Origin of the sequence: Aeromonas oralensis (assembly GCF_049665575.1) — a bacterium.
Taxonomy (GTDB): Bacteria; Pseudomonadota; Gammaproteobacteria; order Enterobacterales; family Aeromonadaceae; genus Aeromonas; species Aeromonas hydrophila.
The window spans coordinates 4,361,025-4,383,184 of the sequence record NZ_CP187186.1 but is presented as its reverse complement, the minus strand read 5'-3'; the positions used below and the strand labels follow the sequence as shown (position 1 = coordinate 4,383,184).

Here is a 22,160-nt window from a genome sequence, read left to right as displayed (position 1 = left end):
GCAAAAATAAAGCAGGATGTTGCCTTGATGGTATTGGTTGTCTGGAGAAAAATGCAATCACATTTTTGCGGCCAAGCCGCCAGATACTCACAAAGGCAATGTCGATGAACAACTTTACCCTGCATACCCCGACCAAGATCCTGTTCGGCAAGGGCCAGGTCGCCCAGCTGCGTGAACAGCTGCCGCGCGATGCCCGCATCCTCATCACCTACGGCGGCGGCAGCGTGGTGCGCAGCGGTCTGCTGGCCCAGATCCGCAGCGAGCTGGCCGGCATGACCCTGTTTGAATTCGGTGGCATCGAGCCCAACCCCACCTATGAAACCCTGATGGGAGCGGTCGAGCTGGCCCGCGCCGAGCGGGTCGACTTCCTGCTGGCAGTCGGCGGCGGCTCCGTGCTCGACGGCACCAAGTTCATCGCAGCGGCCGCCCACTATGATCCGGCCCGGGATCCCTGGCACATCCTCGAGACCGTGGGCAACGAAGTGCGCTCCGCCATCCCGCTCGGCGCCGTGCTGACCCTGCCGGCTACCGGTTCCGAGATGAACATGGGCGCCGTGGTGACCCGTCGCAGCAGCGGCGACAAGGTGCACTTCTTCTCACCGTTCGTGATGCCGCGCTTCGCCGTGCTCGATCCGGTGCTGACCTACACCCTGCCGGCCCGTCAGGTGGCCAACGGGGTGGTGGATGCCTTCATCCACATCCTGGAGCAGTACCTCACCTATCCGGTCAACGCCAAGGTGCAGGACCGCTTCGCCGAAGGCTTGCTGCTGACCCTGCTGGAAGAGGGCCCCAAGGCGCTGGTGGAACCGGAAAACTACGAGGTGCGCGCCAACATCATGTGGAGCGCCACCCTGGCGCTGAATGGCCTGATCGGGGCCGGTGTACCGCAGGACTGGGCGACCCACATGCTGGGCCACGAGATCACTGCCCTGCACGGCCTCGACCACGCCCAGACCCTGGCAGTGGTGCTGCCGGCCCTGCTGCAGGCCAAGCGTCAGCAGAAACACGCCAAGCTGCTGCAATACGCCGAGCGAGTGTGGGATCTGCGCAGCGGTAGTGACGCGGAGCGCATCGATGGTGCGATCGCCGCCACCCGCGACTTCTTCGAGCGGATGGGGGTCAAGACCCGGCTGCGGGATTACGGCGTGGCGGACGCAGGAATTGATACCATGCTCGGCAAGCTGGCAGAACACGGCATGACCGCCATCGGCGAGCACGGCGATATCGACCTGGTGCAGAGCCAGCATATTTATGAGGCGGCCTGGTAAACGGGGCGCTCTGGCCCGTCACCATCGAAACGATTAAATAGCAGGGGCCGGATCCGCTCATTTGGCGGGTAGCCGGCCCCTTGTCTGTTACAAAACAGTTACTTTTTTCGTTTTCGGCCCGATATCTGTGATCCGTGCGGATTTCGTAAGAACAAAAAGCGCTAAGATAGAGGGCCGGTAAAACATTTTTTTTGACTGGTTGGATCACTTTTTCCAGCGCTTTTTACTGGTATAAGTCGCTAATTTGGTTTGTTTTTTTAAATCATGGTCCGGGACGGGCTGAATTCTGTACGCGCCCCGCCGGGACTGCGGTTGTAATAAAACTCCAAAATTTGATACTAATCACCTTCGCGCCTGAAAAGCGGGGGCCTGGCCATGACAGGAGGTTGAGGTAAAGCCTACTGATTTTCATAACAAAGGGCCCGTGACCTGCACTTTGGTCATGTCTTGTTTCGCCAGAAATGCGACACTGGGCAGCGATTGTTTATTAACCATCAGGGAATAGTCATGCAGATTGGAATACCGAGAGAGAGTCTCGCCGGTGAGACCCGGGTCGCAGCGACCCCGGCCACCGTTGAGCAGCTGAAAAAGCTCGGCTTCGAGGTCGCCATCGAGGCCGGTGCCGGCCTGCTGGCCAGCTTCGATGATGCCGCCTTCGAGGCTGCCGGTGCCAACGTGGTGCCGAGCGTCTGGCAAGCCGACCTCATCTTCAAGGTCAATGCGCCGACCGATGCCGAGATCGCACAAATTAAAGATGGTGCCACCCTGGTGAGCTTCATCTGGCCTGCCCAGAACCCTGAGCTGGTCAAGAAGCTGTCCGCGCGCAACATCAATGTGATGGCGATGGACATGGTGCCGCGGATTTCCCGTGCCCAGTCCCTCGATGCCCTCTCCTCCATGGCCAACATCGGTGGCTATCGCGCCGTGGTGGAAGCCGCGCACCAGTTTGGTCGCTTCTTCACCGGCCAAATCACCGCAGCCGGCAAGGTGCCGCCCGCCAAGGTACTGGTGATCGGTGCCGGCGTAGCCGGTCTGGCCGCCATCGGTACTGCCGGTTCCCTCGGTGCCATCGTGCGTGCGTTTGATACCCGTCTGGAAGTGGCTGAGCAGATCGAGTCCATGGGTGGCGAGTTCCTCAAGCTGGACTTCGGTGGCGAGGATGGTTCCTCCTCCGACGGTTACGCCAAGGTGATGAGCGAGGAGTTCATCGCGGCCGAGATGGCGCTGTTTGCCCAGCAAGCCAAGGAAGTGGACATCATCATCACTACCGCCCTGATCCCGGGCAAGCCGGCACCCAAGCTGATCACCAAAGAGATGGTGGACAGCATGAAGCCGGGCTCGGTGATCGTGGACATGGCTGCCCAGGCTGGCGGCAACTGCGAATACACTGTGCCGGGTGAACTGCATGTCACCGGCAACGGCGTCAAGGTGATCGGTTACACCGATCTGCCGGGCCGCCTGCCTGCCCAATCCTCCCAGCTCTACGGTACCAACCTGGTCAACCTGATGAAGCTGATGTGCAAGGAGAAGGACGGCAACGTTGCCATCAACTTCGAAGACGTGGTGCAGCGCAACATGACGGTGATCCAGGCCGGTGAAGTGACCTTCCCGCCGCCCGCCATTTCGGTCTCTGCCGCCCCGCAAAAACCGGCTGCCGCCAAACCGGCCGCCAAGAAGGAAGCGGCCAAGCCCTCCAACAAGAAGTTCGTATTCGGTGCCCTCGGCATCGCCGCCTTCGGTTGGGTTGCTGCCGTGGCGCCTGCGGCGTTCCTCTCCCACTTCACCGTATTCATCCTGGCCTGCGTGGTCGGTTACTACGTGGTGTGGAACGTATCTCACGCCCTGCACACGCCGCTGATGTCGGTCACCAATGCCATCTCCGGCATTATCGTGGTCGGTGCCCTGCTGCAGATTGGGCAAGGGTCGACCCTGGTCACCGCATTGGCCTTCGTCGCCGTGCTGATTGCCAGTATCAACATCTTCGGTGGCTTCACCGTCACTCAGCGCATGCTGAAGATGTTCCGTAAGGATTAAGGGGGTTTAACGTGTCTCAAGGACTGGTAACAGCATCCTATATCGTTGCCGCCGTGCTCTTCATCCTCAGTCTCGCGGGACTGTCGAAGCAAGAGACGGCCAAGCATGGCAACCTGTTTGGTATCGCGGGGATGGCTATCGCCCTGCTCGCGACCGTGTTCAACCCGGAAACCAGTGGCGTGCACTGGATCATTCTGGCCATGGTGATCGGCGGTGCCATCGGCGTGCGTCTGGCGCTCAAGGTCGAGATGACCGAGATGCCCGAGCTGGTGGCCGTGCTGCACAGCTTCGTGGGTATGGCGGCCGTGCTGGTGGGCTTCAACAGCTTCATCGATCTGCACCCCTCTGCGCCTGCCGAAGTGGTGGTGTCCGTCGGTTCCAACCTGGATGCCACCCTGGCAGCCGCCCGTGCGGCGTTCGAGCAGGCGGCAAGCATAGCCCAGGTCGAGCACCTCTCCGGCGCCATGCTGAACATCCACCTGGTCGAGATCTTCCTCGGCGTCTTCATCGGTGCTGTGACCTTCACCGGTTCCGTGGTGGCGTTTGGCAAGCTGCGTGGCCTTATCTCCTCCAAGCCGCTGATGCTGCCGCACCGCCACAAGCTGAACCTGCTGGCCGTGGTCGCCTCGCTGGCGCTGATGGTCTACTTCGTCAACGCGGGCGGTTCTACCTTCGCCCTGCTGGTAATGACCCTGATCGCCTTCGCCTTCGGCTGGCACCTGGTGGCCTCCATCGGTGGCGCCGACATGCCGGTGGTGGTCTCCATGCTGAACTCCTACTCCGGTTGGGCGGCGGCGGCGGCGGGCTTCATGCTCTCCAATGACCTGCTGATCGTGGTGGGTGCGCTGGTGGGTTCCTCCGGTGCGATCCTCTCTTACATCATGTGCAAGGCGATGAACCGCTCCTTCATCTCGGTGATCGCCGGTGGCTTCGGCTCCGACGGCGTGGCCTCCACGGCCGACCAGGAGATGGGCGAATACCGCGAAACCAGCGCTGAAGATGTGGCTGACCTGCTGAAGAACTCCAGCTCCGTCATCATCACCCCGGGCTACGGCATGGCGGTGGCACAGGCCCAGTACCCGGTGGCTGAAATCACCCAGAAGCTGCGTGATCGCGGCGTCAAGGTGCGCTTCGGTATCCACCCGGTGGCAGGTCGTCTGCCAGGCCACATGAACGTGCTGCTGGCGGAAGCGAAAGTCCCGTATGACATCGTGCTGGAAATGGACGAGATCAACGAAGACTTCAGCGATACCGACACCGTATTGGTGATCGGTGCCAACGACACCGTCAACCCGGCCGCCATGGAAGATCCGGGCAGCCCCATCGCCGGCATGCCGGTGCTGGAAGTGTGGAAGGCGCAGAACGTCATCGGCTTCAAGCGCTCCATGAACACTGGTTACGCCGGTGTCCAGAACCCGCTGTTCTTCAAGGAGAACACCCAGATGCTGTTTGGCGATGCCAAGGCCAGTGTCGAGGCTATCCTGAAAGCGCTGTAAGCGCCGGAGAGGACAGCAAAAAGGAGGCTTCGGCCTCCTTTTTTATTACTCACTTTTTGGTATATCCTCAGCCAATACACAGAGGAGATCACTGCATGGTGTGGCGTAAAGGATGGATCCTGCTTTGCCTCTGGTGGGGGTGGGCGGCACAGGCAAGCGAGCCACCAACCCTGACCCTGCTGACCGAGCTGTGGCCGCCCTATGTGATGCGGCTCGATGACGGCAGCCTGGGCGGTGCCGATCTGGAGCTGGCCCGCACCGTGCTCAAGCGGATGGGTTACCGGACCACGGTCAAGGTACTGCCCTGGAAGCGGGTGCTGCAGGAGGCCAGGTTCCAGCGCGGCGATGCCATCGTCGATGCCTTCTTCGAAGAGCGCCGGCTGGAGTGGTTGCACTATCCTGATGAACCCCTCTCCCAAAGCGGGGAGGTGCTCTTCTTCCCGTTCGCCAGGCCCGTCGACTTCCAGGGGCTGACCAGCCTCAAGGGGCTGCGTATCGGTACCCAGGCCGACTACGCCTATGGCGAGGAGTTCCTCACCTCGTCCCTGTTTACCCGGGTGGCCATGACCGGAGAGAGCAACATGATCAAGCAGTTGCACCTGATGATGGCGGGACGGCTCGATGCCGTCGTGATGAACCAGATGGTGGGCCGTTACCTGCTCAAGGGGCAGGGGCTGCAGGAGCAGGTCGGCCACAGCGAAAAATTGGTGAGTGAGAGCAACCGCAATTTCCTCGCCTTCACTCACAGGCCCGGCAATGAACGGCTGGCCTATCAGTTCTCCCTCGCCCTCAAGGCGTTCAAACAGACCCCCGAATATCAATCCCTGCTGACCCGTTACGGGCTCTGACGCCTCCTGCTGCCGGCTGAACCAAGTCGGCAGCGACCTGTCGTGCGCTTGTTCACATTTTGTGGCACTTCACCGCCAGTTGGGCATAATGCCTGCGCAAAAAGCGAAGCGGCTCAAATTTATTTGAGTCCCATTGCTTTAGAGTTACCAAAAGTTGATCGAATGGCCCAGCGACTCAGGCGGCCCCGATCATCGGCTCGGCCCTCGACCGGCTGCAGCCGACCCGGCATCTCCCGCCATACTGGTTATATGTCGCTCCGCCACTGCGCGGTGGACAGCACAATGACAAGCCCGCATCGGGCACCGTGAACATGAGACACATCGCAATGAAAGCACAATGGACCGACTTTATTACCCTGCTCAAGCGTGAAGTGGTGCCGGCCCTTGGCTGCACCGAGCCCATGTCGGTGGCGCTGGCGGCGGCCAACTGCCGCAAGCTGCTGGGGCAGGTGCCGACCCGCGTCAGCGTCTGGGTCAGCGGCAATCTGTTCAAGAACGGCATGGGGGTCGGCGTGCCGGGCACCGGCATGATAGGTCTGCCGGTGGCGGCCGCCGTCGGCATCACCGGTGGTAACCCGGATGCCGGGCTGGAGGTGCTCAAGGCCCTGACCCCGGCCCAAGTGGAAGAGGCCAAAAGCTTGTTGCCCGCCATCAAGGTGGATGTGAAGGACGTGCCGGACGTGCTCTACGCCGAGGTGCTGGCACAGGTGGAGGGGCACAGCGCCCGAGTGGTGATCTGTACCGATCACACCCGCATCATCCTGATGGAGCGTGACGGCGAGGTGCTGATGGCGCAAGACAGCGCCCCCGGCGTGCAGATCCAGGCCGCCCCTTCCAGCAAACCAGCCATGACCCTGCGCGAGATTGTCGAGTTCGCCCTGCAGGTACCGCTGGCGGAGATCGACTTTATCCGCGAGGCCGCCACCATGAACCAGGCGCTGGCAGATGAAGGGCTGCAGGGCTATGGCCTGCGCATCGGCAAGATCCTCACCGAGCAGGTGGAGCGCAAGCTGCTCTCCGATGATCTGATGACCCTGGCCATGCGTTTGTCGTCTGCCGCCTCCGATGCGCGGATGGATGGCGCCATGCTGCCCGCCATGTCCAATTCGGGCTCCGGCAACCAGGGCATTGCCGCCACCATGCCGGTGGTGGCGGCTGCCCGCTTCCTCCAGGCGAGCGACGAGCAGCTGACCCGGGCGCTGGTGATGAGCCACCTGGTGGCCATCTACATCAAGACCTACCAGAACAAGCTGTCGGCCCTCTGTGCCGCCAGCACCGCTGCCATGGGGGCGGGGGCCGCCATCACCTGGCTGCTGGGCGGCCAGTTCGAGCAAATTAGTCACTGCATCAACAACATGATCGGCGACGTTTCCGGTATCATCTGCGACGGCGCGGGCAGCGCCTGTTCCATGAAGGTCTCTACCTCCACCTCTGCGGCAGTCAAATCGTCGCTGATGGCCATCAACAACCTGCATGTGCCCCAGAGCGAAGGCATCGTCTCCGACGATGTGGATCAGACCATCGCCAACCTGGGTCGCCTCTCCAAACAGGGGATGCTGGATACCGATATCGAGATCATCAACATCATGCGGGCCAAGCAACAAGGCAAGGCCGAGTGATGCAAGAGGGTGGCGCAGGCCACCCTCCGTTTTTCTGCCTGTTGACGCCACCCCGGCCACACCGGGGGGCGGGCCGCCACGATGCGGCACGTTTCAGGGGAGAGTGCGCACTGGGCACTCGCCCGTACACCTCGGGCCCGGCCCGATCATTTGGGGAATATCGTCATGACTCTTAGCGTTATAGGTAATCTGGCCATCCTGGTCATGTTGCTGCTGTTTCTCTATCGGTTGCAGCAAACCCACGTCAGCTTCACCCGCCGGGTCTTCTCGGGGCTGGGGCTGGGCATCCTGTTTGGCGCCGCCCTGCAGCTGCTCTACGGCGCCGGTTCCGACGTGCTGGTACAGACCGGCGACTACCTGGATATCGTCGGCAGCGGCTACGTGAAGCTGCTGCAGATGATCATCACGCCGCTCATCATGGTCTCCATCATCGGGGCCATCCTCAAGCTCAACGGCGGCACCGCACTCGGCAAGATCAGCGCCATGACCATAGGCGTGCTGATCTTCACCACCATGATTGCCGCCGGGGCGGGCATCCTGATGTCCAACCTGTTCGGCCTGACTGCCGAGGGGCTCACCGCTGGCGCTGCCGAGACCGCCCGTGGCGCGGCCCTGCAGACCACCCTCGGCAGTGTCGAGAGCATGTCCTTTGCCAAGATGGTGCTGGAGTTCATCCCGGCCAACCCCTTCCTCGACATGACGGGCGCGCGCAAGACCTCCACCATAGCCGTGGTGATCTTCTCCATCTTCATTGGCCTCTCCGCCACCGGCATCGCCCGCAAGAAACCGGAGATCTTCGCGAGCTTCGGTCACTTCATGCAGGTCGCCCACGTCATCGTGATGCGGATGGTGACCCTGGTGCTGCGCCTCACCCCCTACGGTGTACTGGCGCTGATGACCAAGGTGGTGTCCGGCTCCAACTACGCCGACATCCTCAATCTGCTCAACTTCGTACTGGCCTCCTACGGCGCCATCGCCATCATGTTTGCGGTGCACCTGCTGCTGGTGGCGCTGGTGGGCATCAACCCGGCCCGCTTCCTCAAGAAGATCATGCCGGTGCTGGCCTTTGCCTTCACCTCCCGGACCAGTGCGGGTTCGATCCCGATGAACGTGCAGACCCAGACCAAGGCGCTCGGCATTCCTGAGGGGATCGCCAACTTCGCCGCCTCGTTCGGTTCGACCATCGGCCAGAACGGCTGCGCCGGCATCTATCCGGCCATGCTGGCGGTCATGATTGCGCCTACCGTGGGGGTCAACCCCATGGATCCGGGCTTCATCATGACCCTGATCGCCATCATCACCGTCAGCTCCTTCGGGGTAGCCGGCATTGGCGGCGGTGCCACCTTCGCCGCCTTGATCGTGCTCTCCGCGCTGGACTTCCCGGTGGCGCTGGCCGGTCTGCTGATCTCCATCGAGCCGCTGATCGACATGGGTCGTACCGCCCTCAACGTCTCCGGCTCCATCACCGCCGGTACCGTCACCAGCCGTCTGCTGGGGGAGACCGACATGGCGGTGTTCAACAGCGAGCATGAGGTGTGTCTGGACGGCGAAGAGTCCACCATCTGATCCGTTTGTCCGGGGGAGTTGACCCTGCCCCGGCGAGCAACCAATGAAGAGAGCGGGGAGGGCATGCCCTCCCCGTTGCATGGAAAGGAGCGAGTATGAGAATCGTGATCATCGGTGGCGAAGCCGCCGGCATGAGTGCGGCGGCCAAGGCGCGCCGGTTGGCCAAAGAGGCCGAGATCGTGGTGTATGAGGCATCCGAGGTGATCTCCTTCGGCGCCTGTGGTCTGCCCTACTTCGTTGGCGACGAGTTTCAGGAGCCCGGCTACATGGCCGAGTTCACCCCGGAGCAGTTCGCCGCCAAGGGGATCGAGGTCAAGACCGGCCACCGGGTGCTGGGCCTGGATGCTGCCGCGCAGACGCTGAAGGTCGAACATAACGGTGACACTTTCACCGATCGCTACGATCGGCTGATGATCGCCACCGGCGCCCGCGAAGTGATGCCCCCCATCCCCGGCCTGCAGCAGGAGGGGGTATTCGGCCTGCGCCGGATGGCCGACGGGCTGGCCCTCAAGGCCGCCGTGCAGGACAAGGCCAACAGCCGTGCCCTGGTGATCGGTTCCGGCTTTATCGGGCTGGAAGTGGTGGAGGCGCTGGTGCATCAGGGCAAAGAAGTGCGCCTGATCGAGCTGGCGGACCGGGTCATTCCAGAGGCGTTTGACGAGGAGATCACCCAGCATATCGAGACCGAGCTGCGAGAGCAGGGAGTCTCTCTTCATCTTGGCGAGCGAGTTGAAGCGCTGCTGGGAGAGGGCCGGGTGACCGGCGTGCGTACCAGCCATGGCGAGTACGAGGCCGACATCGTGGTGGTCTGCACCGGGGTCAAACCCAATACCGAGTTCCTGGCCGATACCGGCATCGAGCGGCTCGGCAACTGCGCCATCAAGGTGGACCGGCAGGGGCGCAGCTCGCTGACCAACGTCTGGTCGGCCGGCGACTGTGCCAGCGTCTGGCACAGCGTCAAGCAGCAGCAGGTCTATGTGCCGCTCGCCACCATCGCCAACAAGTTGGGCCGCATGGTGGGTGAGAACCTGGCCGGTGCCGAGCAGGAATTCCCGGGCACACTGGGTTCTGCCGCGCTCAAGGTGCTGGGGCTGGAGGCGGGCCGTACCGGTCTCTCCGAGCAGGAGGCCAAGGCGATGGGCATCGATTACCGCACCGTGGTGATCAAGGACAAGTGCCACACCAACTACTGCCCGGGTCAGTCCGACATTCACGTCAAGCTGGTCTATGAGGCGGGCAGCAAGCGGCTGCTGGGGGGCCAGATCCTTGGTCGCAAGGGGGCGGTGCACCGCATCGACGCGTTGGCGGTCGCCATCATCATGGGGGTGACCACCGAGCAGCTCGGCATGCTGGACTTTGCCTATGCGCCGCCCTTCTCCCGCACCTGGGATGTGCTCAACGTGGCGGGCAACGTCGCCAAGTAACGCACGGCATGACGGCGTGGCTGATGTGCGCCGTCTCTCCCCATGCCGCCGGCACGGGGGGAAAGGGGCATGTCGTTCATGAACGGCGCCCATAAAAAAACCGGAGCCAGGGGCTCCGGTTTTTCATTGCGTTGCTGCGAGTCAGCCGCGGCCGAGACGATTGTCCGGGTAGTTCTTGGCCAGCACTTCGCGGGCATGCTGGGCCAGGGTCGGCATTTTCAGGCTGTCGTAGGATTCAACCATGATCTCCAGCGCCTTCTCGGTTTCGGCCGTGTCGGGATAGGTCTCGACGATCAGCTTGGCGCGGTTGGCGGCGGCGATCAGCGCATCGCGCTTCACGTAGTACTCGGCCACGCTCAGGTCGTAACGGGCAAGCCGGTTCTTCAGACCGATCATGCGGGCACGGGCGTCGGCGGCATAGACGCTGTTGGGATAGTTCTGCAACAGGGTCTTGAAGTCCTGGAAGGCCTGACGGGCATAGGAGGGGTCTTTGTCGTCCCGATTGATGCCCAGGAAGTCCTGGAAGAAGTTGTAATCACCGGCCATGTTGGTTAGACCGCGCATATAGAATACGTAGTCGATATTTTTATGCGCCGGATTGAGGCGGATAAAACGGTCGATATTGGCGATCGCCTGGGCAGTATCATCCTGCTTGTAGTAGGCGTAAATGAGGTCGAGCTGAACTTGGTTGGAGTAGGCGCCGAAAGGATAGCGCGAGTCCAAAGCTTCCAGTAACTCGATAGCATTCAGGTAGTTACCGGCATCCAGCTTGAGGCGTGCTTTCTGGTACAGGGTCTCCGGCGGTTCGTCCGGTACCTTGGGTTTGGTGCTGGAACAGCCTGTGATCAAGGTAGCGACCAAGGCGAGCGACATCAGCAGGTGAGACTTCTTTCCCATCAACAACATCCGGTCCATTTCCACGAAATTGGCAAAGTATCCGTTATGCTTGGCTAAAAGAAAAGCTAGAATACCCGGATTATTTCGAATTGATACCCCCCGCTCAAGAGACCATACATGAGCCAGCATATTGAACTGACAGGCGAATTCCAGGATCACCAATTCGGGCAGAGACTCGACCAGGCCCTGGCTGAATTGTTTCCAGACTACTCCCGCACCCGCATCAAGGAGTGGATTTTACAGGACAGAGTGACCCTGGATGGTCAGGTTGCCAATACCCCGCGCGAGAAAGTGCTGGCCGGGCAGAAGGTACATGTGGATGTCGAGCTGGCGGATGATACCCGTTGGGATGCCCAGAACATCGAGCTCAACATCGTCTATGAAGATGAACACATTCTGGTGATCGACAAGCCAGCCGGTCTGGTGGTTCACCCGGGTGCTGGCACGCCGGATGGCACCATTCTCAACGCCCTGTTGCACCGCTACCCCGCCATCGCCGAGGTGCCTCGCGCCGGTATCGTGCACCGTCTGGATAAAGACACCACGGGTCTGATGGTGGTCGCCAAGACCATTCCGGCCCAGACCCATCTGGTGGAAGCGCTGCAGGCGCGCCAGATCACCCGTGAGTACGAAGCCATCGCCATCGGTCACATGACCGCCGGCGGCACCGTCGATGCCCCCATCGGCCGTCACCCGACCCAGCGTACCCACATGGCCGTGGTGCCCAATGGGCGCGAGTCCGTCACCCACTACCGGGTGCACGAGAAGTTCCGTGGCCACACCCGTCTGCGACTGCGACTGGAAACCGGTCGTACCCACCAGATCCGTGTCCACATGGCCCACATCAAGCACCCGCTGGTGGGGGATCCCGCTTACGGTGGCCGTCTGCGTCTGCTGCGCAACGCCACCCCCGAGCTGACCGAGGCCCTGCGTGGCTTCCATCGTCAGGCACTGCATGCCACCATGCTGAAGCTGGCGCACCCCATCACGGGTGAAGTGATGGAATGGCACTCCCCCACGCCGCAGGACATGCTGGATCTGATGGAAGTGCTGCGGGCGGATACCCTGGCCAATCCGGACGATTTAGTCTGGAATTGATGAGCTGATGGCAGTGCTGCACACCAAGATCACCTAGGCCAATCCAGATGATCTGGTCTGGAACTGATGAAGAGGGCGGCTCTGCGACGATTCCTGCCGTAACCCGCCCTGCATGACCTGATATGGGGCCCCTTGACTGGTTGCAGCCAAGGGGCCCCGTTTTATATGAAGGAGAGGAGCCACAGATGAAATGGATCGAACCCGACTGGCCGGCACCGGCCAAGGTCAGCGCCCTGTCGACCACCCGTGACGGCGGTATCAGCGAGGGGGTCTTTGCCGGCCTCAACCTGGGGGCCCACGTGGGGGACGAGCCGGCACGGGTCGAGGCCAACCGGACCCGGCTGCAGCAGGCGGCGGGGATCCCCGGCACTCTCAACTGGCTCAATCAGGTGCACGGTACCGCGGTGCATCCCGTCAGTCGCGACTATGGCTGTGCGCCGGATGCGGATGCCGCCTGTGCCCGTGAGGCGGGTCAGGCCTGCATCGTGATGACCGCCGACTGCCTGCCGGTGCTGTTCTGCGATCGGGCCGGCACCGTGGTGGCCGCCGCTCACGCCGGCTGGCGCGGGCTGCAGGGTGGCGTATTGGAGGCAAGCATCGCCGCCATGGGCTGCGAGCCGGGCGAGATCCTGGCCTGGCTTGGTCCGGCTATCGGCCCCACTGCGTTTGAAGTGGGTGGCGAGGTGCGCGAGGCCTTTATGGCCGAGCAGGCCGAGGCGGCGGCTGCCTTCGTCCCTTCGCCCAACGAAGGGAAATGGCTGGCGGATATCTACCAGCTGGCCCGGCTGCGCCTCGCCCGCGCCGGTGTCACCGCCGTCTATGGCGGCGAACATTGCACCTTCAGCGACAGCGAGCAGTTCTACTCTTATCGTCGCAACGGCCAGACCGGTCGCATGGCTTCGATAATCTGGCTGGCGCCCTGACGACACTCCCCGCCCTGCATTTTGCCGGGCGGGGATCCTGCCGGCTTCCCGCTTTGCAGAAAAAATAACCAGACCTGCCCCTTGAAATAGTCCGTACGGGCCTCATCTTTCATCTCAGAAAGTTATGTTGTTTGCCGCGCAAGCGGCGTCTGTCTTGAAAGGGGGAGTGCAATGCGCCTCGATCGCCTGACCAGCAAATTCCAGATTGCTATTTCCGATGCCCAGTCTTTGGCACTGGGTCGTGACCACCAATTCATCGAACCCGTTCACCTGATGACCGCCCTGGTCAATCAGGATGGCGGCTCCATCCGTCCGCTGCTCACCCTGACCGGGATGGACATCAATTCCCTGCGCTCGCGCCTCGGCGAGGAGCTGGATCGCCTGCCGCGCGTCAGCGGCGTGGAAGGGGACGTGCAGCTCTCCAACGGCCTCGGCCGGCTGCTGAACGTTTGCGACAAGCTGGCCCAGCAGCGCAAGGATCAGTTCATCTCATCCGAACTGTTCGTGCTGGCGGCCCTCGACGAGAAGGGGACGCTGGGCGAGCTGCTGCGTGCCCAGGGGTTGACCAAGGAAAAACTCGAAGCAGCCATCGACAAGGTGCGTGGCGGCAAGAAGGTGGAGGATGCCAACGCCGAGGAGAATCGCCAGGCACTGGAGAAATACACCATCGATCTGACCGAGCGGGCCGAGATCGGCAAGCTCGACCCGGTGATCGGCCGGGATGACGAGATCCGCCGAACCATCCAGGTGCTGCAACGCCGTACCAAGAACAACCCGGTGCTGATCGGTGCCCCCGGCGTCGGCAAGACCGCCATCGTCGAAGGGCTGGCCCAGCGCATCATCAATGGCGAGGTGCCGGAGGGGCTCAAGAACAAGCGGGTGCTGTCGCTCGATATGGGGGCGCTGGTGGCCGGTGCCAAGTATCGTGGCGAGTTCGAAGAGCGGCTCAAGGCGGTGCTGAACGATCTGGCCAAGGAGGAGGGCAACGTCATCCTCTTCATTGACGAGCTGCACACCATGGTCGGCGCCGGCAAGGGTGAGGGCGCCATGGATGCGGGCAACATGCTCAAACCGGCGCTGGCCCGTGGCGACCTGCACTGCGTCGGTGCCACCACCCTGGACGAGTACCGCCAGTACATCGAGAAGGATGCCGCGCTGGAGCGGCGCTTCCAGAAGGTGCTGGTGGAGGAGCCGAGCGTGGAGGACACCATCGCCATCCTGCGCGGCTTGAAGGAGCGTTATGAACTGCATCACCACGTGCAGATCACCGACCCTGCCATCGTGGCGGCGGCCCAGCTGTCGCACCGCTACATCGCGGATCGCCAGCTGCCGGACAAGGCCATCGACCTCATCGACGAGGCGGCGGCCAGCATCCGGTTGCAGATCGACTCCAAGCCCGAGTCCCTCGACCGGCTCGAGCGGCGCATCATCCAGCTCAAGCTGGAGCAGCAGGCGCTGATGAAGGAAGACGATGACGCCAGCCGCAAACGGCTTGAGCTGATCAATCAGGAAATCAGCGAAAAAGATCGCGAATACAACGAGCTGGATGAGGTGTGGAAGGCCGAGAAGGCCGCGCTTGCCGGCACCCAGCACATCAAGGCGGCCCTCGAGCAGGCCCGCCAGGATCTCGACGTGGCGCGCCGCGCAGGCGACCTGGGTCGCATGTCCGAGCTGCAGTATGGCCGCATTCCTGAGCTGGAGAAACAGCTGGATCTCGCCACCCAGGCCGAGATGCAGGAGACCAGCCTGCTGCGCAACCGGGTCACCGACGTGGAGATAGCCGACGTCTTGGCCCGCTGGACCGGTATTCCGGTGGCCCGCATGCTGGAAGGGGAACGCGACAAGCTGCTGCGGATGGAAGATCAGCTGCACAGCCGGGTGATCGGCCAGGAAGAGGCGGTCGAGGCGGTTTCCAACGCCATTCGCCGCTCCCGTGCCGGGCTGTCCGATCCGAACCGCCCCATCGGCTCCTTCCTGTTCCTGGGGCCCACCGGGGTGGGCAAGACCGAGCTGTGCAAGGCGCTAGCCGAGTTCCTGTTCGATACCCAGGACGCCATGGTGCGGATCGACATGTCGGAGTTCATGGAGAAACACAGCGTGGCCCGTCTGGTGGGGGCGCCTCCGGGATACGTGGGTTACGAGGAGGGCGGTTATCTGACCGAGGCGGTACGCCGTCGCCCCTACTCGGTGATCCTGCTGGATGAAGTGGAGAAGGCACACCCGGACGTGTTCAACATCCTGCTGCAGGTGCTGGACGATGGCCGCCTGACCGATGGTCAGGGTCGTACCGTCGATTTTCGCAACTCGGTGGTCATCATGACCTCCAACCTGGGGTCGGATCTCATTCAGGAGCACCACTCCGAGAAGGATTACGACGAGATGAAGGGCATGCTGATGGAGGTGCTGACCCGCAGCTTCCGGCCGGAGTTCATCAACCGGATCGACGAGACCGTGGTGTTCCACCCGCTCGGCGAGGAGCACATCAAGTCCATCGCCCGCATCCAGCTCAAGAGCCTGATGGGCCGACTGGAGGCCCAGGGTTATGAGGTGGAGGTGAGCGAGGCGCTGCTCGAGAAGCTGGTGCACGCCGGGTTCGATCCCGTCTACGGGGCGCGTCCCCTCAAGCGGGCGATCCAGCACAAGGTGGAGAACCCGCTGGCGCAGGCGCTGCTCTCCGGTCGCATCGTGCCGGGCAAAAAGCTGGTGCTGGGGGCCGACAGCAATGGCCTCACCATGACCCAGTAACGGGATTGTCGATGAAAAACGCAGGCCTCGTGCCTGCGTTTTGTTTTCAGGGGGAGCGAGATGCTGAAGTTTTCCGTGCTGGTGGATGACGACGTTCATCTGCCTGGCTGTCTGCCCGAGCGAGGGTTGGCGCTGCTGCTGGAGTGTGACGGCCTCAGGGTGCTGTTTGATAGCGGTCGTGGCCGAGCGCTGCGCCACAACGCCGCCGTGATGGGGATCGATCTCGCCTCGCTCACCCATGTGGTGCTCTCCCACGGTCATTACGACCATGTGGGCGGGGTCGGCTCACTGCCCGTCTATCCAAGACCCATCCCGCTCATCGCCTGTCCGGACGTGTTCTGCGAGCGGGGCTACTTCCTGTCGCTGCCCTTCTGGCGGCGCAACCTCTATCGTCTGTCGGTGGAGCTGGCTCGGGAGTCGCTGCCGGCCAAGGGCTTGCTTCCCCACTGCTCGGCCGAGCCGGTGTGGCTCTCGGATCGTCTGGTGTTCCTCGGCAGCATTGTGCGGCGCGACCGGGCTGCGCCTTCGCTGCTCGGCTACATAGTGCGGGGTGGGCGGGTGGAGAAAGACCTCATCAGCGACGACTCGGCGCTGGCCTACAAGAGCGAGCAGGGGCTCATCGTCTTTATCGGCTGCGGTCACGCCGGGGTCGAGAACATCATCGAGTGGGCCAAGGAGGTGTGTGGCGACGAGCGGATCCACGCCGTCATCGGCGGCCTGCACCTGAAGTTTTCCGGCCCAGAGCGGGCGGTGGCGCTCGGTGCCTATCTGCAGGAAGAGGCGGTGGAGCGGTTGTTTGCGTGCCACTGCACCGGCAGCAGAAAGGCGGGGTTGCCGCGCCAGCACCAGATCGGGGCGGGTTTTGAGCACAGTTTTTCGGCGTAAAAAAAACGGCAATCCGAAGATTGCCGGGAGGAATGTAGTGAAGCGACCTGACGTGGGTTGAGCGGGTCGCAGGGGCAAGCCCCCGATTGCGAAGCGCGGCCACTGCTGGCCTCGCTTCTTACAGCCTGCCGGGGATGCGCTCGCTCAACCCCGACGGCCACCTGCCTGTTGCCATACCGGCGGCAATCGCGCCGGCATGGCTTTCATTCGTTACAACATGCCTCGCACAGCGGCTTTCATCTCGGCCGGCCAGACGCCGACCTGGACCTGACCTATGTGCTCTTTTTGCAGCAGCAGCATGGCCAGACGGGATTGGCCGATGCCGCCGCCGATGGTCTGCGGCATCCGTGCGGCCAGCAGATCCTGGTGCCAGTCGTACTGCAGGCGATCCTCATCGCCAGTGATGGCCAGCTGGCGACGCAGCGCCTCGGCGTCGACCCGGATCCCCATGGAGGAGATCTCGAAACTGTCCTGCAGCACCGGGTTCCACACCAGAATGTCGCCGTTCAGACCGGCCAGACCCAGCTCGCTGTGGCTGCTCCAGTCGTCGTAGTCCGGGGCACGCACGTCGTGGCGCTCGCCGTGGGAGAGGGCACCGCCGATACCGATCAGGAACACGGCACCCAGCTCCTTGGCGATGGCACGCTCGCGCCCTTTGGCATCGAGGTCCGGGTAGCGGGTCAGCAGCTCTTCACTGTGCAGGAACTGGATCTCGGCCGGCAGGAAGGGGGTCAGCTCGTGCTCGGCGCAGACCGCGCGCTCGGTGGCCTTGATGGCGGCCCAGATGCCGCGCACGGTCTCCTGCAGGTAGGCCAGGTCACGGCGCTCGCTCGGCATCACCTTCTCCCAGTCCCACTGATCCACGTAGACGGAGTGGATGGGGGTGAGGCGATCCTCGTCCGGACGCAGCGCCTTCATGTGGGTGTAGATGCCTTCGCCCGGGCCGAAACCGAAGCGACCCAGGGTCTGGCGCTTCCATTTGGCCAGTGAATGGACCACTTCGTAGCTGTGCTCAGGCAGGGTCTTCACCTTGACCTGCACCGCATTCTCGTGGCCAGAGAGGTTGTCTTGAGTGCCATCACCGACCCGGCTCAGGATGGGGGCTTGCACCTCCATCAGACCCAGTTGCTGGGCGAGTTGGCGGGAGAACATCTCTTTGACGAAGCTGATCTGTTGCTGGCTGCGAATGTAGTGCTGTTTCATGCTGAATACCTGTCTTGAACCCGTTGGATGTGAGGATTCTTCAACAGATTGTCAGCTAAACTCAATATTCGATAATAGAAATAGGCTTTGTGTGTTTTTTTCTTCAAAATACACTGGCAATTAATGATGAATCATCAAAGGGAGTGCAAAAAAATGCCGGAAAATTATCGGATCGATAATCTCGATCAGGCCATCCTCACCGCCCTGATGGAGAATGCGCGCATTCCCTATGCCGAGCTTGCCAAGCAACTGCTGGTCAGCCCGGGCACCATCCATGTGCGGGTGGAGAAGATGAAGCAGGCGGGCATCATCGAGGGAACGCGGGTGCAGGTGAACCCCAAGAAGCTGGGCTACGACGTCTGCTGCTTCATCGGCATCAATCTGAAGAGCGCCAAGGATTACCCCTCGGCGCTGGCCAAGCTGCAGGCGCTGGACGAAGTGGTGGAGGCCTACTACACCACCGGCCACTACAGCATCTTCATGAAGGTGATGACCCGCTCCATCGACGAGTTGCAGACGGTGCTGATCCACAAGATCCAGACCATCGACGAGATCCAGTCCACCGAGACGTTAATCTCGCTGCAAAACCCGATCTTGCGGGATGTGAAACCTTAAGGACTGAGGGACGCGGGAGATCCATTTCACAGGCGAAACCCTGATCTCACTGCATAGCCGATCTTGCGAGGCGTGCAGCCCTGACGGTCGGGATCAGGGCTCGATATAGGGGATGCCGTACTGGTCGTAGATGGCCTTGAGCCGGCCGTCGCGCTTCATGCGCAGCAGCTCGGCGTCGTAGGCCGCCATCAGGGCCGGGGTGGTGGCATCGGCCCTGGCCTTGGTCCAGACGGTGTAGTAAGGGCTGGCCTTGAGCGGCTTGGGCAGGTAATCGAGCTTGCCCTCCAGCCCCTCCTCCTTGATCTGGGCGAAGGCGGTGACCAGCGGCATGGGCACCACGTCGATGCGCCCGGCGATCAGCTTGCGCAGTTGCAGCTGGTTGATGGGGATCTCCTGGAAGTGATAGGCCGGGTCGGCGAGGGCGGCGGTCAGCTCCGGGGTATAGGAGAAATCCTTGGTGATGCCGATGCGCCAGGGTTTGAGGTCCGCCAGCGTGTCGTAGCGGATCTTCAGCAGGTCGGCCTTGCGCACGAAGAAGTGCCAGCTGTGGCGCAGGTGGGCCTGCTGGGGGTAGAGCAGATAGCGCTCCCGCTCCTGCTTGTAGGAGTGGGTCATCACCAGATCGTACACCCCGGTTTCGGCGTTGCGGGTCAGCCGGGCGCCGGAGTCGGTCAGCTCGATGCGAATGGGAATGCGCAGCTTGCCGAAGATGGTGCTGACCACGTCCACGTCCAGACCATGGGGAACGCCCTGTGCATCCAGAAACTTCAGCGGCGGCTCCAGGGTGCCGCCGATGATCAACTCTTTGGCCTGCAGCCAGAGGGGGAACAACAGCCAGAGCAGAATGAATCTTCGCAAACCACATCTCCTGCACGGAATAGGGAATCGCTCGCGGGCATAATTCAAGTATATTGGCCCCTACCTGCAACAGAGGCGACCGCCGATGGCAAACCCTGAAATTGAAAGCGAGCTGGACGGCATCGACAGAGTGTCGGTCTGCCTCTATCGCCTTGGCTTGAGTCTGGCAGCCTTGCTGCTGCTGTGTCGAGGGGCAAGCCTGCTGCTCGGACAGGATTTTTTGGCGCCAGCGAGCTGGCTGGTGACGCTGGCTGTGGCCAGCGGGGTATGCGGGTTATGCCTGCATGTCTATGACAAGCGCATTCGCTTTGTGCTGCAGGGACTGGGCTGGGGCGCCCTGCTGCTCAGTGCGAGCGGGGCGCCGGATGTGCTGGTGCTGGGGGCGGCGTTGGCCACGCTGGCGGGGCTGGCCTTCAAGGAGCAGTTCTGCTTCGCCATTCCGGGGATCAGGGCGGTCCCCTTGCTGCTGCCCCTGTTGTGGCTGCTGGAGCTGGCCGGCATCGGCTGGGCCGCCGCCCTGGTGGCGCTGGTGTGCGGGTTGCTGCTCTGCCTGCTCTCCCTGGCCAAGTGGCGCATGCCGCTGCACTTCGATATCGGCGACAAGGGGTGCTACCAGATCTAGGTGGGCAGGCAGGCCTTCATCTGGGCGTTGAGGGCCTGCATGACCTGCCGGCGGCTGATGATGCCGACTACCCGGTTCCCCTCCAGCACCGGATAGACCTTGGGTCTGGCCTCGGTCATCTGGCGAGCCAGATCCAGTATGCTGTCATCCGGGCTGACCGAGAGCGGTGTCCGGCTCATCAGATCCTCAACCCGGGTGCGGGTATCGCAGTGATAGCTGCCGGTGAGCAGGCTCGGAATGCAATCCTGCTCGGAGAGAAAACCGATCAGCCGCTGCTGCGGGTCCAGCACCGGCAGGCCGCTCAGGCCTGAGTCATGCAGCCGATCCAGCGCCTCGGCCAAGCCGAGCTGCGGGGTGAGGGAGTGGGTCGAACGGCTCATGTGATCGCGGATCTGTAACATGGAAGTGGCTCCGTAAGGTGGCAATGGCGCCACTATGCCCGTCGGGTGGTGGCCACGGCCAATGGCTTGTGCCGTGGGGATCGATAGGTATCCCCCGGCCGGACAATCAAGGAGAGGGTATGCGTGCATTGGTGACGGGGTGTGGCCGCCGGCTTGGTTTCTATCTGTGCGAACAGCTGGTGGCGGCAGGTTGGCAGGTGACGGGCAGCTATCGCAGTGAACGACCCGAGCTGGCGCGGCTGCGAGCGATCGGGGTCGAGCTGGTGCAGGCGGATTTTTCTCGCGAGGAGGAGGTCGGCAAGCTGATCGAGGCGCTGGCGGTCCATCAGGATCTGGCGCTGGTGATCCACAACGCCTCGGCGTTTGAGCCGCAGGCGGCGGATCCGGCGGCGCAACTGGCCCAGTTTGATCAGTTCTACCGGGTGCACATGGCGGCCCCCTTCCAGCTCAACCGGGCGTTGGCGTCCCAGCTGGCGCTCAACGCCAATGCCGGCATCATCCACATCACCGACATCTATATCCACGCGCCGGCGCCCCAGTTTGCCAGCTATGTAGCCACCAAGGCGGGGGCCCACTCGCTGGCCATGAGCTTTGCCCGCGAGCTGGCGCCCGCCGTCCGGGTCAACACCATAGAGCCGGGCCCCATCCTGTTTCTCGACGAGCATGGCGATGCGTGGCGCCAGCAGGTGCTGGCGAAGACGCCGCTGGCGCGGGAAGGGGGGCTGGAGCCCATCTGGCAGGCGGTTCAGCTGTTGATGCAGAACGACTACATGACCGGGGCCAGCATCCGGGTGGATGGCGGCCGCGGTCTGGCCGTCATCTAGGGGTCAGCGCAGGAGCGCGGCCGGGGTCGCCATCTCCTGTTGCAGGGCGATGGGGGCGAGGCCGACCTGGCACTCCTCGATCACCTTGCCCGCCATCAAGCGGGTGTGCAGCGGCAGGGTCACCTTGCGAGCATGCACCTGGCCACGGCCATAGAGCTCCGCCAGCAGTTCGTCGAGATAGGCGTCGACCCGGGCGGTGGAGAAATTATCGCTCTGGCTGCTGGCCAGGATGTCGATGTCCAGCGGCCGGTCCAGCACCTTGCAGCGCGGATCGCTGCGATCCCGGCCGTGGGCCAGCTCCATGGCGACGAAGTGTGCCTTGAGCTGGTGCGGAGCCAGCTCGCTCTCGGCGACGAACAGACAGTTGAGGAAATCATGGCTGGAGTGCATCCCGACCGGTTTGGTCTGGATCACCGAGCTCAGCTGCAGGCGGCCAAAGTGAACGAGCAGCTCGCTGACTGCCTGGCTGACGTGCTGATGGGGGTCAAGATTCGATCCAATGCTACACAGATAGAACATGTCGCCGGTCCTTGGGTAGGGCTCATCTGAAATTCGTACACAGCTCACGGTTATCGGGTTAACTATGTATTAACATCGGTTTGTCTGTTGTGATCAGGCTCTATCATCTTGGCAAGAAAGGAGGTTTGCATGAGCGTGGAACTGAAATGGGCACTGCTGACCGCATCTGGCGCGTTGGCCATGATCCTGATTATCTGTGTGGCATCCGTCGGTCTGGCGTGATACCCAAGCTGCAGCATGAACCGGCCCTTTGGCCGGTTTTGCTTTTTGGGGAGTGCAGATATGCTGACCCACCCCTGCTGAATTGAGATAGTC

20 protein-coding genes are annotated in these 22,160 nt (G+C 62.4%); 15 read left to right on the top strand and 5 right to left on the bottom strand.

The features are described from left to right. Positions 1-104: 104 nt before the first annotated feature. The 7 genes from yqhD (at position 105) to ACPDZI_RS20540 (ending at position 10,255) form a co-directional block, all read left to right on the top strand. A complete protein-coding gene (yqhD, locus tag ACPDZI_RS20570) occupies positions 105-1,268 on the top strand; it encodes an alcohol dehydrogenase (protein ID WP_268013974.1) in 1,164 nt (387 codons plus the stop codon). Between the two features lie 507 nt (positions 1,269-1,775). Continuing rightward, complete coding sequence (pntA, locus tag ACPDZI_RS20565; RefSeq protein ID WP_045788830.1) at positions 1,776-3,302, top strand: Re/Si-specific NAD(P)(+) transhydrogenase subunit alpha; 1,527 nt, start codon at positions 1,776-1,778, stop codon at positions 3,300-3,302. 11 nt (positions 3,303-3,313) lie between these two features. Next, the gene (gene pntB, locus ACPDZI_RS20560) at positions 3,314-4,798 is read left to right on the top strand and encodes a Re/Si-specific NAD(P)(+) transhydrogenase subunit beta (RefSeq protein ID WP_041216802.1); all 1,485 of its coding nucleotides are present in this window, start codon (positions 3,314-3,316) and stop codon (positions 4,796-4,798) included. 95 nt (positions 4,799-4,893) lie between these two features. Then, positions 4,894-5,646, top strand: coding sequence for a substrate-binding periplasmic protein (locus ACPDZI_RS20555; RefSeq protein WP_041216801.1), 753 nt, complete (start codon positions 4,894-4,896; stop codon positions 5,644-5,646). A gap of 311 nt (positions 5,647-5,957) precedes the next feature. Further along, positions 5,958-7,265 (top strand): L-cysteine desulfidase family protein, encoded by a 1,308-nt coding sequence (locus ACPDZI_RS20550; RefSeq protein WP_041216800.1) that lies wholly within the window; start codon positions 5,958-5,960, stop codon positions 7,263-7,265. 165 nt (positions 7,266-7,430) lie between these two features. Further along, positions 7,431-8,831 carry an L-cystine transporter gene (locus ACPDZI_RS20545; protein ID WP_029302294.1) on the top strand — a complete coding sequence of 467 codons (1,401 nt, stop codon included), beginning with the start codon at positions 7,431-7,433 and terminating at the stop codon, positions 8,829-8,831. A 95-nt stretch (positions 8,832-8,926) separates the two neighbouring features. Continuing rightward, positions 8,927-10,255, top strand: coding sequence for a CoA-disulfide reductase (locus ACPDZI_RS20540; RefSeq protein WP_438833702.1), 1,329 nt, complete (start codon positions 8,927-8,929; stop codon positions 10,253-10,255). A gap of 141 nt (positions 10,256-10,396) precedes the next feature. On the opposite strand, the gene ACPDZI_RS20535 is transcribed toward ACPDZI_RS20540, so the two are convergent. Then, entirely contained in the window at positions 10,397-11,152 is a 756-nt protein-coding gene (locus ACPDZI_RS20535; RefSeq protein ID WP_029302292.1) for an outer membrane protein assembly factor BamD, read from the bottom strand. Between the two features lie 117 nt (positions 11,153-11,269). Between ACPDZI_RS20535 and rluD the strand changes: the two genes are divergently transcribed. The 4 genes from rluD (at position 11,270) to ACPDZI_RS20515 (ending at position 16,803) form a co-directional block, all read left to right on the top strand. After that, positions 11,270-12,250 (top strand): 23S rRNA pseudouridine(1911/1915/1917) synthase RluD, encoded by a 981-nt coding sequence (gene rluD / locus ACPDZI_RS20530; protein WP_011707736.1) that lies wholly within the window; start codon positions 11,270-11,272, stop codon positions 12,248-12,250. Positions 12,251-12,435: 185 nt separating this feature from the next. Then, positions 12,436-13,173 (top strand): peptidoglycan editing factor PgeF, encoded by a 738-nt coding sequence (gene pgeF / locus ACPDZI_RS20525; RefSeq protein ID WP_219306081.1) that lies wholly within the window; start codon positions 12,436-12,438, stop codon positions 13,171-13,173. 171 nt (positions 13,174-13,344) lie between these two features. Continuing rightward, positions 13,345-15,918, top strand: coding sequence for an ATP-dependent chaperone ClpB (clpB, locus tag ACPDZI_RS20520; protein WP_024945187.1), 2,574 nt, complete (start codon positions 13,345-13,347; stop codon positions 15,916-15,918). Between the two features lie 60 nt (positions 15,919-15,978). Further along, entirely contained in the window at positions 15,979-16,803 is an 825-nt protein-coding gene (locus tag ACPDZI_RS20515; protein ID WP_194759512.1) for an MBL fold metallo-hydrolase, read from the top strand. A 210-nt stretch (positions 16,804-17,013) separates the two neighbouring features. Here the strand turns inward: ACPDZI_RS20515 and asnA are convergent, their stop codons facing one another. Next, positions 17,014-18,006, bottom strand: a complete 993-nt coding sequence (gene asnA / locus ACPDZI_RS20510; RefSeq protein WP_194759513.1) for an aspartate--ammonia ligase — start codon at positions 18,004-18,006, stop codon at positions 17,014-17,016. A gap of 153 nt (positions 18,007-18,159) precedes the next feature. Here asnA and asnC point away from each other — a divergent pair, with 153 nt between their 5' ends. Beyond that, positions 18,160-18,621, top strand: a complete 462-nt coding sequence (gene asnC, locus ACPDZI_RS20505) for a transcriptional regulator AsnC (protein ID WP_011707730.1) — start codon at positions 18,160-18,162, stop codon at positions 18,619-18,621. 93 nt (positions 18,622-18,714) lie between these two features. On the opposite strand, the gene ACPDZI_RS20500 is transcribed toward asnC, so the two are convergent. Further along, on the bottom strand, positions 18,715-19,479 hold the full coding sequence (locus tag ACPDZI_RS20500) for a substrate-binding periplasmic protein (RefSeq protein ID WP_438833701.1): 765 nt from the start codon (positions 19,477-19,479) through the stop codon (positions 18,715-18,717). A gap of 85 nt (positions 19,480-19,564) precedes the next feature. Here ACPDZI_RS20500 and ACPDZI_RS20495 point away from each other — a divergent pair, with 85 nt between their 5' ends. Beyond that, the gene (locus ACPDZI_RS20495; RefSeq protein ID WP_438833700.1) at positions 19,565-20,101 is read left to right on the top strand and encodes a DUF2301 domain-containing membrane protein; all 537 of its coding nucleotides are present in this window, start codon (positions 19,565-19,567) and stop codon (positions 20,099-20,101) included. On the opposite strand, the gene ACPDZI_RS20490 is transcribed toward ACPDZI_RS20495, so the two are convergent. Continuing rightward, a complete protein-coding gene (locus ACPDZI_RS20490) occupies positions 20,098-20,502 on the bottom strand; it encodes a CBS domain-containing protein (protein WP_076362071.1) in 405 nt (134 codons plus the stop codon). The genes ACPDZI_RS20495 and ACPDZI_RS20490 overlap by 4 nt on opposite strands. 119 nt (positions 20,503-20,621) lie before the next feature. On the opposite strand from ACPDZI_RS20490, the gene ACPDZI_RS20485 reads away from it, so the two are divergent. Next, entirely contained in the window at positions 20,622-21,326 is a 705-nt protein-coding gene (locus ACPDZI_RS20485; RefSeq protein WP_194759516.1) for an SDR family oxidoreductase, read from the top strand. A gap of 3 nt (positions 21,327-21,329) precedes the next feature. Here the strand turns inward: ACPDZI_RS20485 and folK are convergent, their stop codons facing one another. After that, positions 21,330-21,845, bottom strand: a complete 516-nt coding sequence (folK, locus tag ACPDZI_RS20480) for a 2-amino-4-hydroxy-6-hydroxymethyldihydropteridine diphosphokinase (RefSeq protein ID WP_438833699.1) — start codon at positions 21,843-21,845, stop codon at positions 21,330-21,332. Positions 21,846-21,974: 129 nt separating this feature from the next. Here folK and ACPDZI_RS20475 point away from each other — a divergent pair, with 129 nt between their 5' ends. After that, on the top strand, positions 21,975-22,067 hold the full coding sequence (locus ACPDZI_RS20475; protein WP_017409791.1) for a cytochrome bd-I oxidase subunit CydH: 93 nt from the start codon (positions 21,975-21,977) through the stop codon (positions 22,065-22,067). Positions 22,068-22,160 lie beyond the last annotated feature (93 nt).

Excerpts from the sequence above, each read along its gene's own strand:
- yqhD (WP_268013974.1), top strand. The coding sequence starts at position 105 with ATGAACAACTTTACCCTGCATACCCCGACCAAGATCCTGTTCGGCAAG.
- pntA (WP_045788830.1), top strand. The coding sequence starts at position 1,776 with ATGCAGATTGGAATACCGAGAGAGAGTCTCGCCGGTGAGACCCGGGTC.
- ACPDZI_RS20555 (WP_041216801.1), top strand. The coding sequence starts at position 4,894 with ATGGTGTGGCGTAAAGGATGGATCCTGCTTTGCCTCTGGTGGGGGTGG.
- ACPDZI_RS20550 (WP_041216800.1), top strand. The coding sequence starts at position 5,958 with ATGAGACACATCGCAATGAAAGCACAATGGACCGACTTTATTACCCTG.
- ACPDZI_RS20545 (WP_029302294.1), top strand. The coding sequence starts at position 7,431 with ATGACTCTTAGCGTTATAGGTAATCTGGCCATCCTGGTCATGTTGCTG.
- ACPDZI_RS20540 (WP_438833702.1), top strand. The coding sequence starts at position 8,927 with ATGAGAATCGTGATCATCGGTGGCGAAGCCGCCGGCATGAGTGCGGCG.
- ACPDZI_RS20535 (WP_029302292.1), bottom strand. The coding sequence starts at position 11,152 with ATGGGAAAGAAGTCTCACCTGCTGATGTCGCTCGCCTTGGTCGCTACC.
- rluD (WP_011707736.1), top strand. The coding sequence starts at position 11,270 with ATGAGCCAGCATATTGAACTGACAGGCGAATTCCAGGATCACCAATTC.
- pgeF (WP_219306081.1), top strand. The coding sequence starts at position 12,436 with ATGAAATGGATCGAACCCGACTGGCCGGCACCGGCCAAGGTCAGCGCC.
- clpB (WP_024945187.1), top strand. The coding sequence starts at position 13,345 with ATGCGCCTCGATCGCCTGACCAGCAAATTCCAGATTGCTATTTCCGAT.
- ACPDZI_RS20515 (WP_194759512.1), top strand. The coding sequence starts at position 15,979 with ATGCTGAAGTTTTCCGTGCTGGTGGATGACGACGTTCATCTGCCTGGC.
- asnA (WP_194759513.1), bottom strand. The coding sequence starts at position 18,006 with ATGAAACAGCACTACATTCGCAGCCAGCAACAGATCAGCTTCGTCAAA.
- asnC (WP_011707730.1), top strand. The coding sequence starts at position 18,160 with ATGCCGGAAAATTATCGGATCGATAATCTCGATCAGGCCATCCTCACC.
- ACPDZI_RS20495 (WP_438833700.1), top strand. The coding sequence starts at position 19,565 with ATGGCAAACCCTGAAATTGAAAGCGAGCTGGACGGCATCGACAGAGTG.
- ACPDZI_RS20490 (WP_076362071.1), bottom strand. The coding sequence starts at position 20,502 with ATGTTACAGATCCGCGATCACATGAGCCGTTCGACCCACTCCCTCACC.
- ACPDZI_RS20485 (WP_194759516.1), top strand. The coding sequence starts at position 20,622 with ATGCGTGCATTGGTGACGGGGTGTGGCCGCCGGCTTGGTTTCTATCTG.
- folK (WP_438833699.1), bottom strand. The coding sequence starts at position 21,845 with ATGTTCTATCTGTGTAGCATTGGATCGAATCTTGACCCCCATCAGCAC.
- ACPDZI_RS20475 (WP_017409791.1), top strand. The coding sequence starts at position 21,975 with ATGAGCGTGGAACTGAAATGGGCACTGCTGACCGCATCTGGCGCGTTG.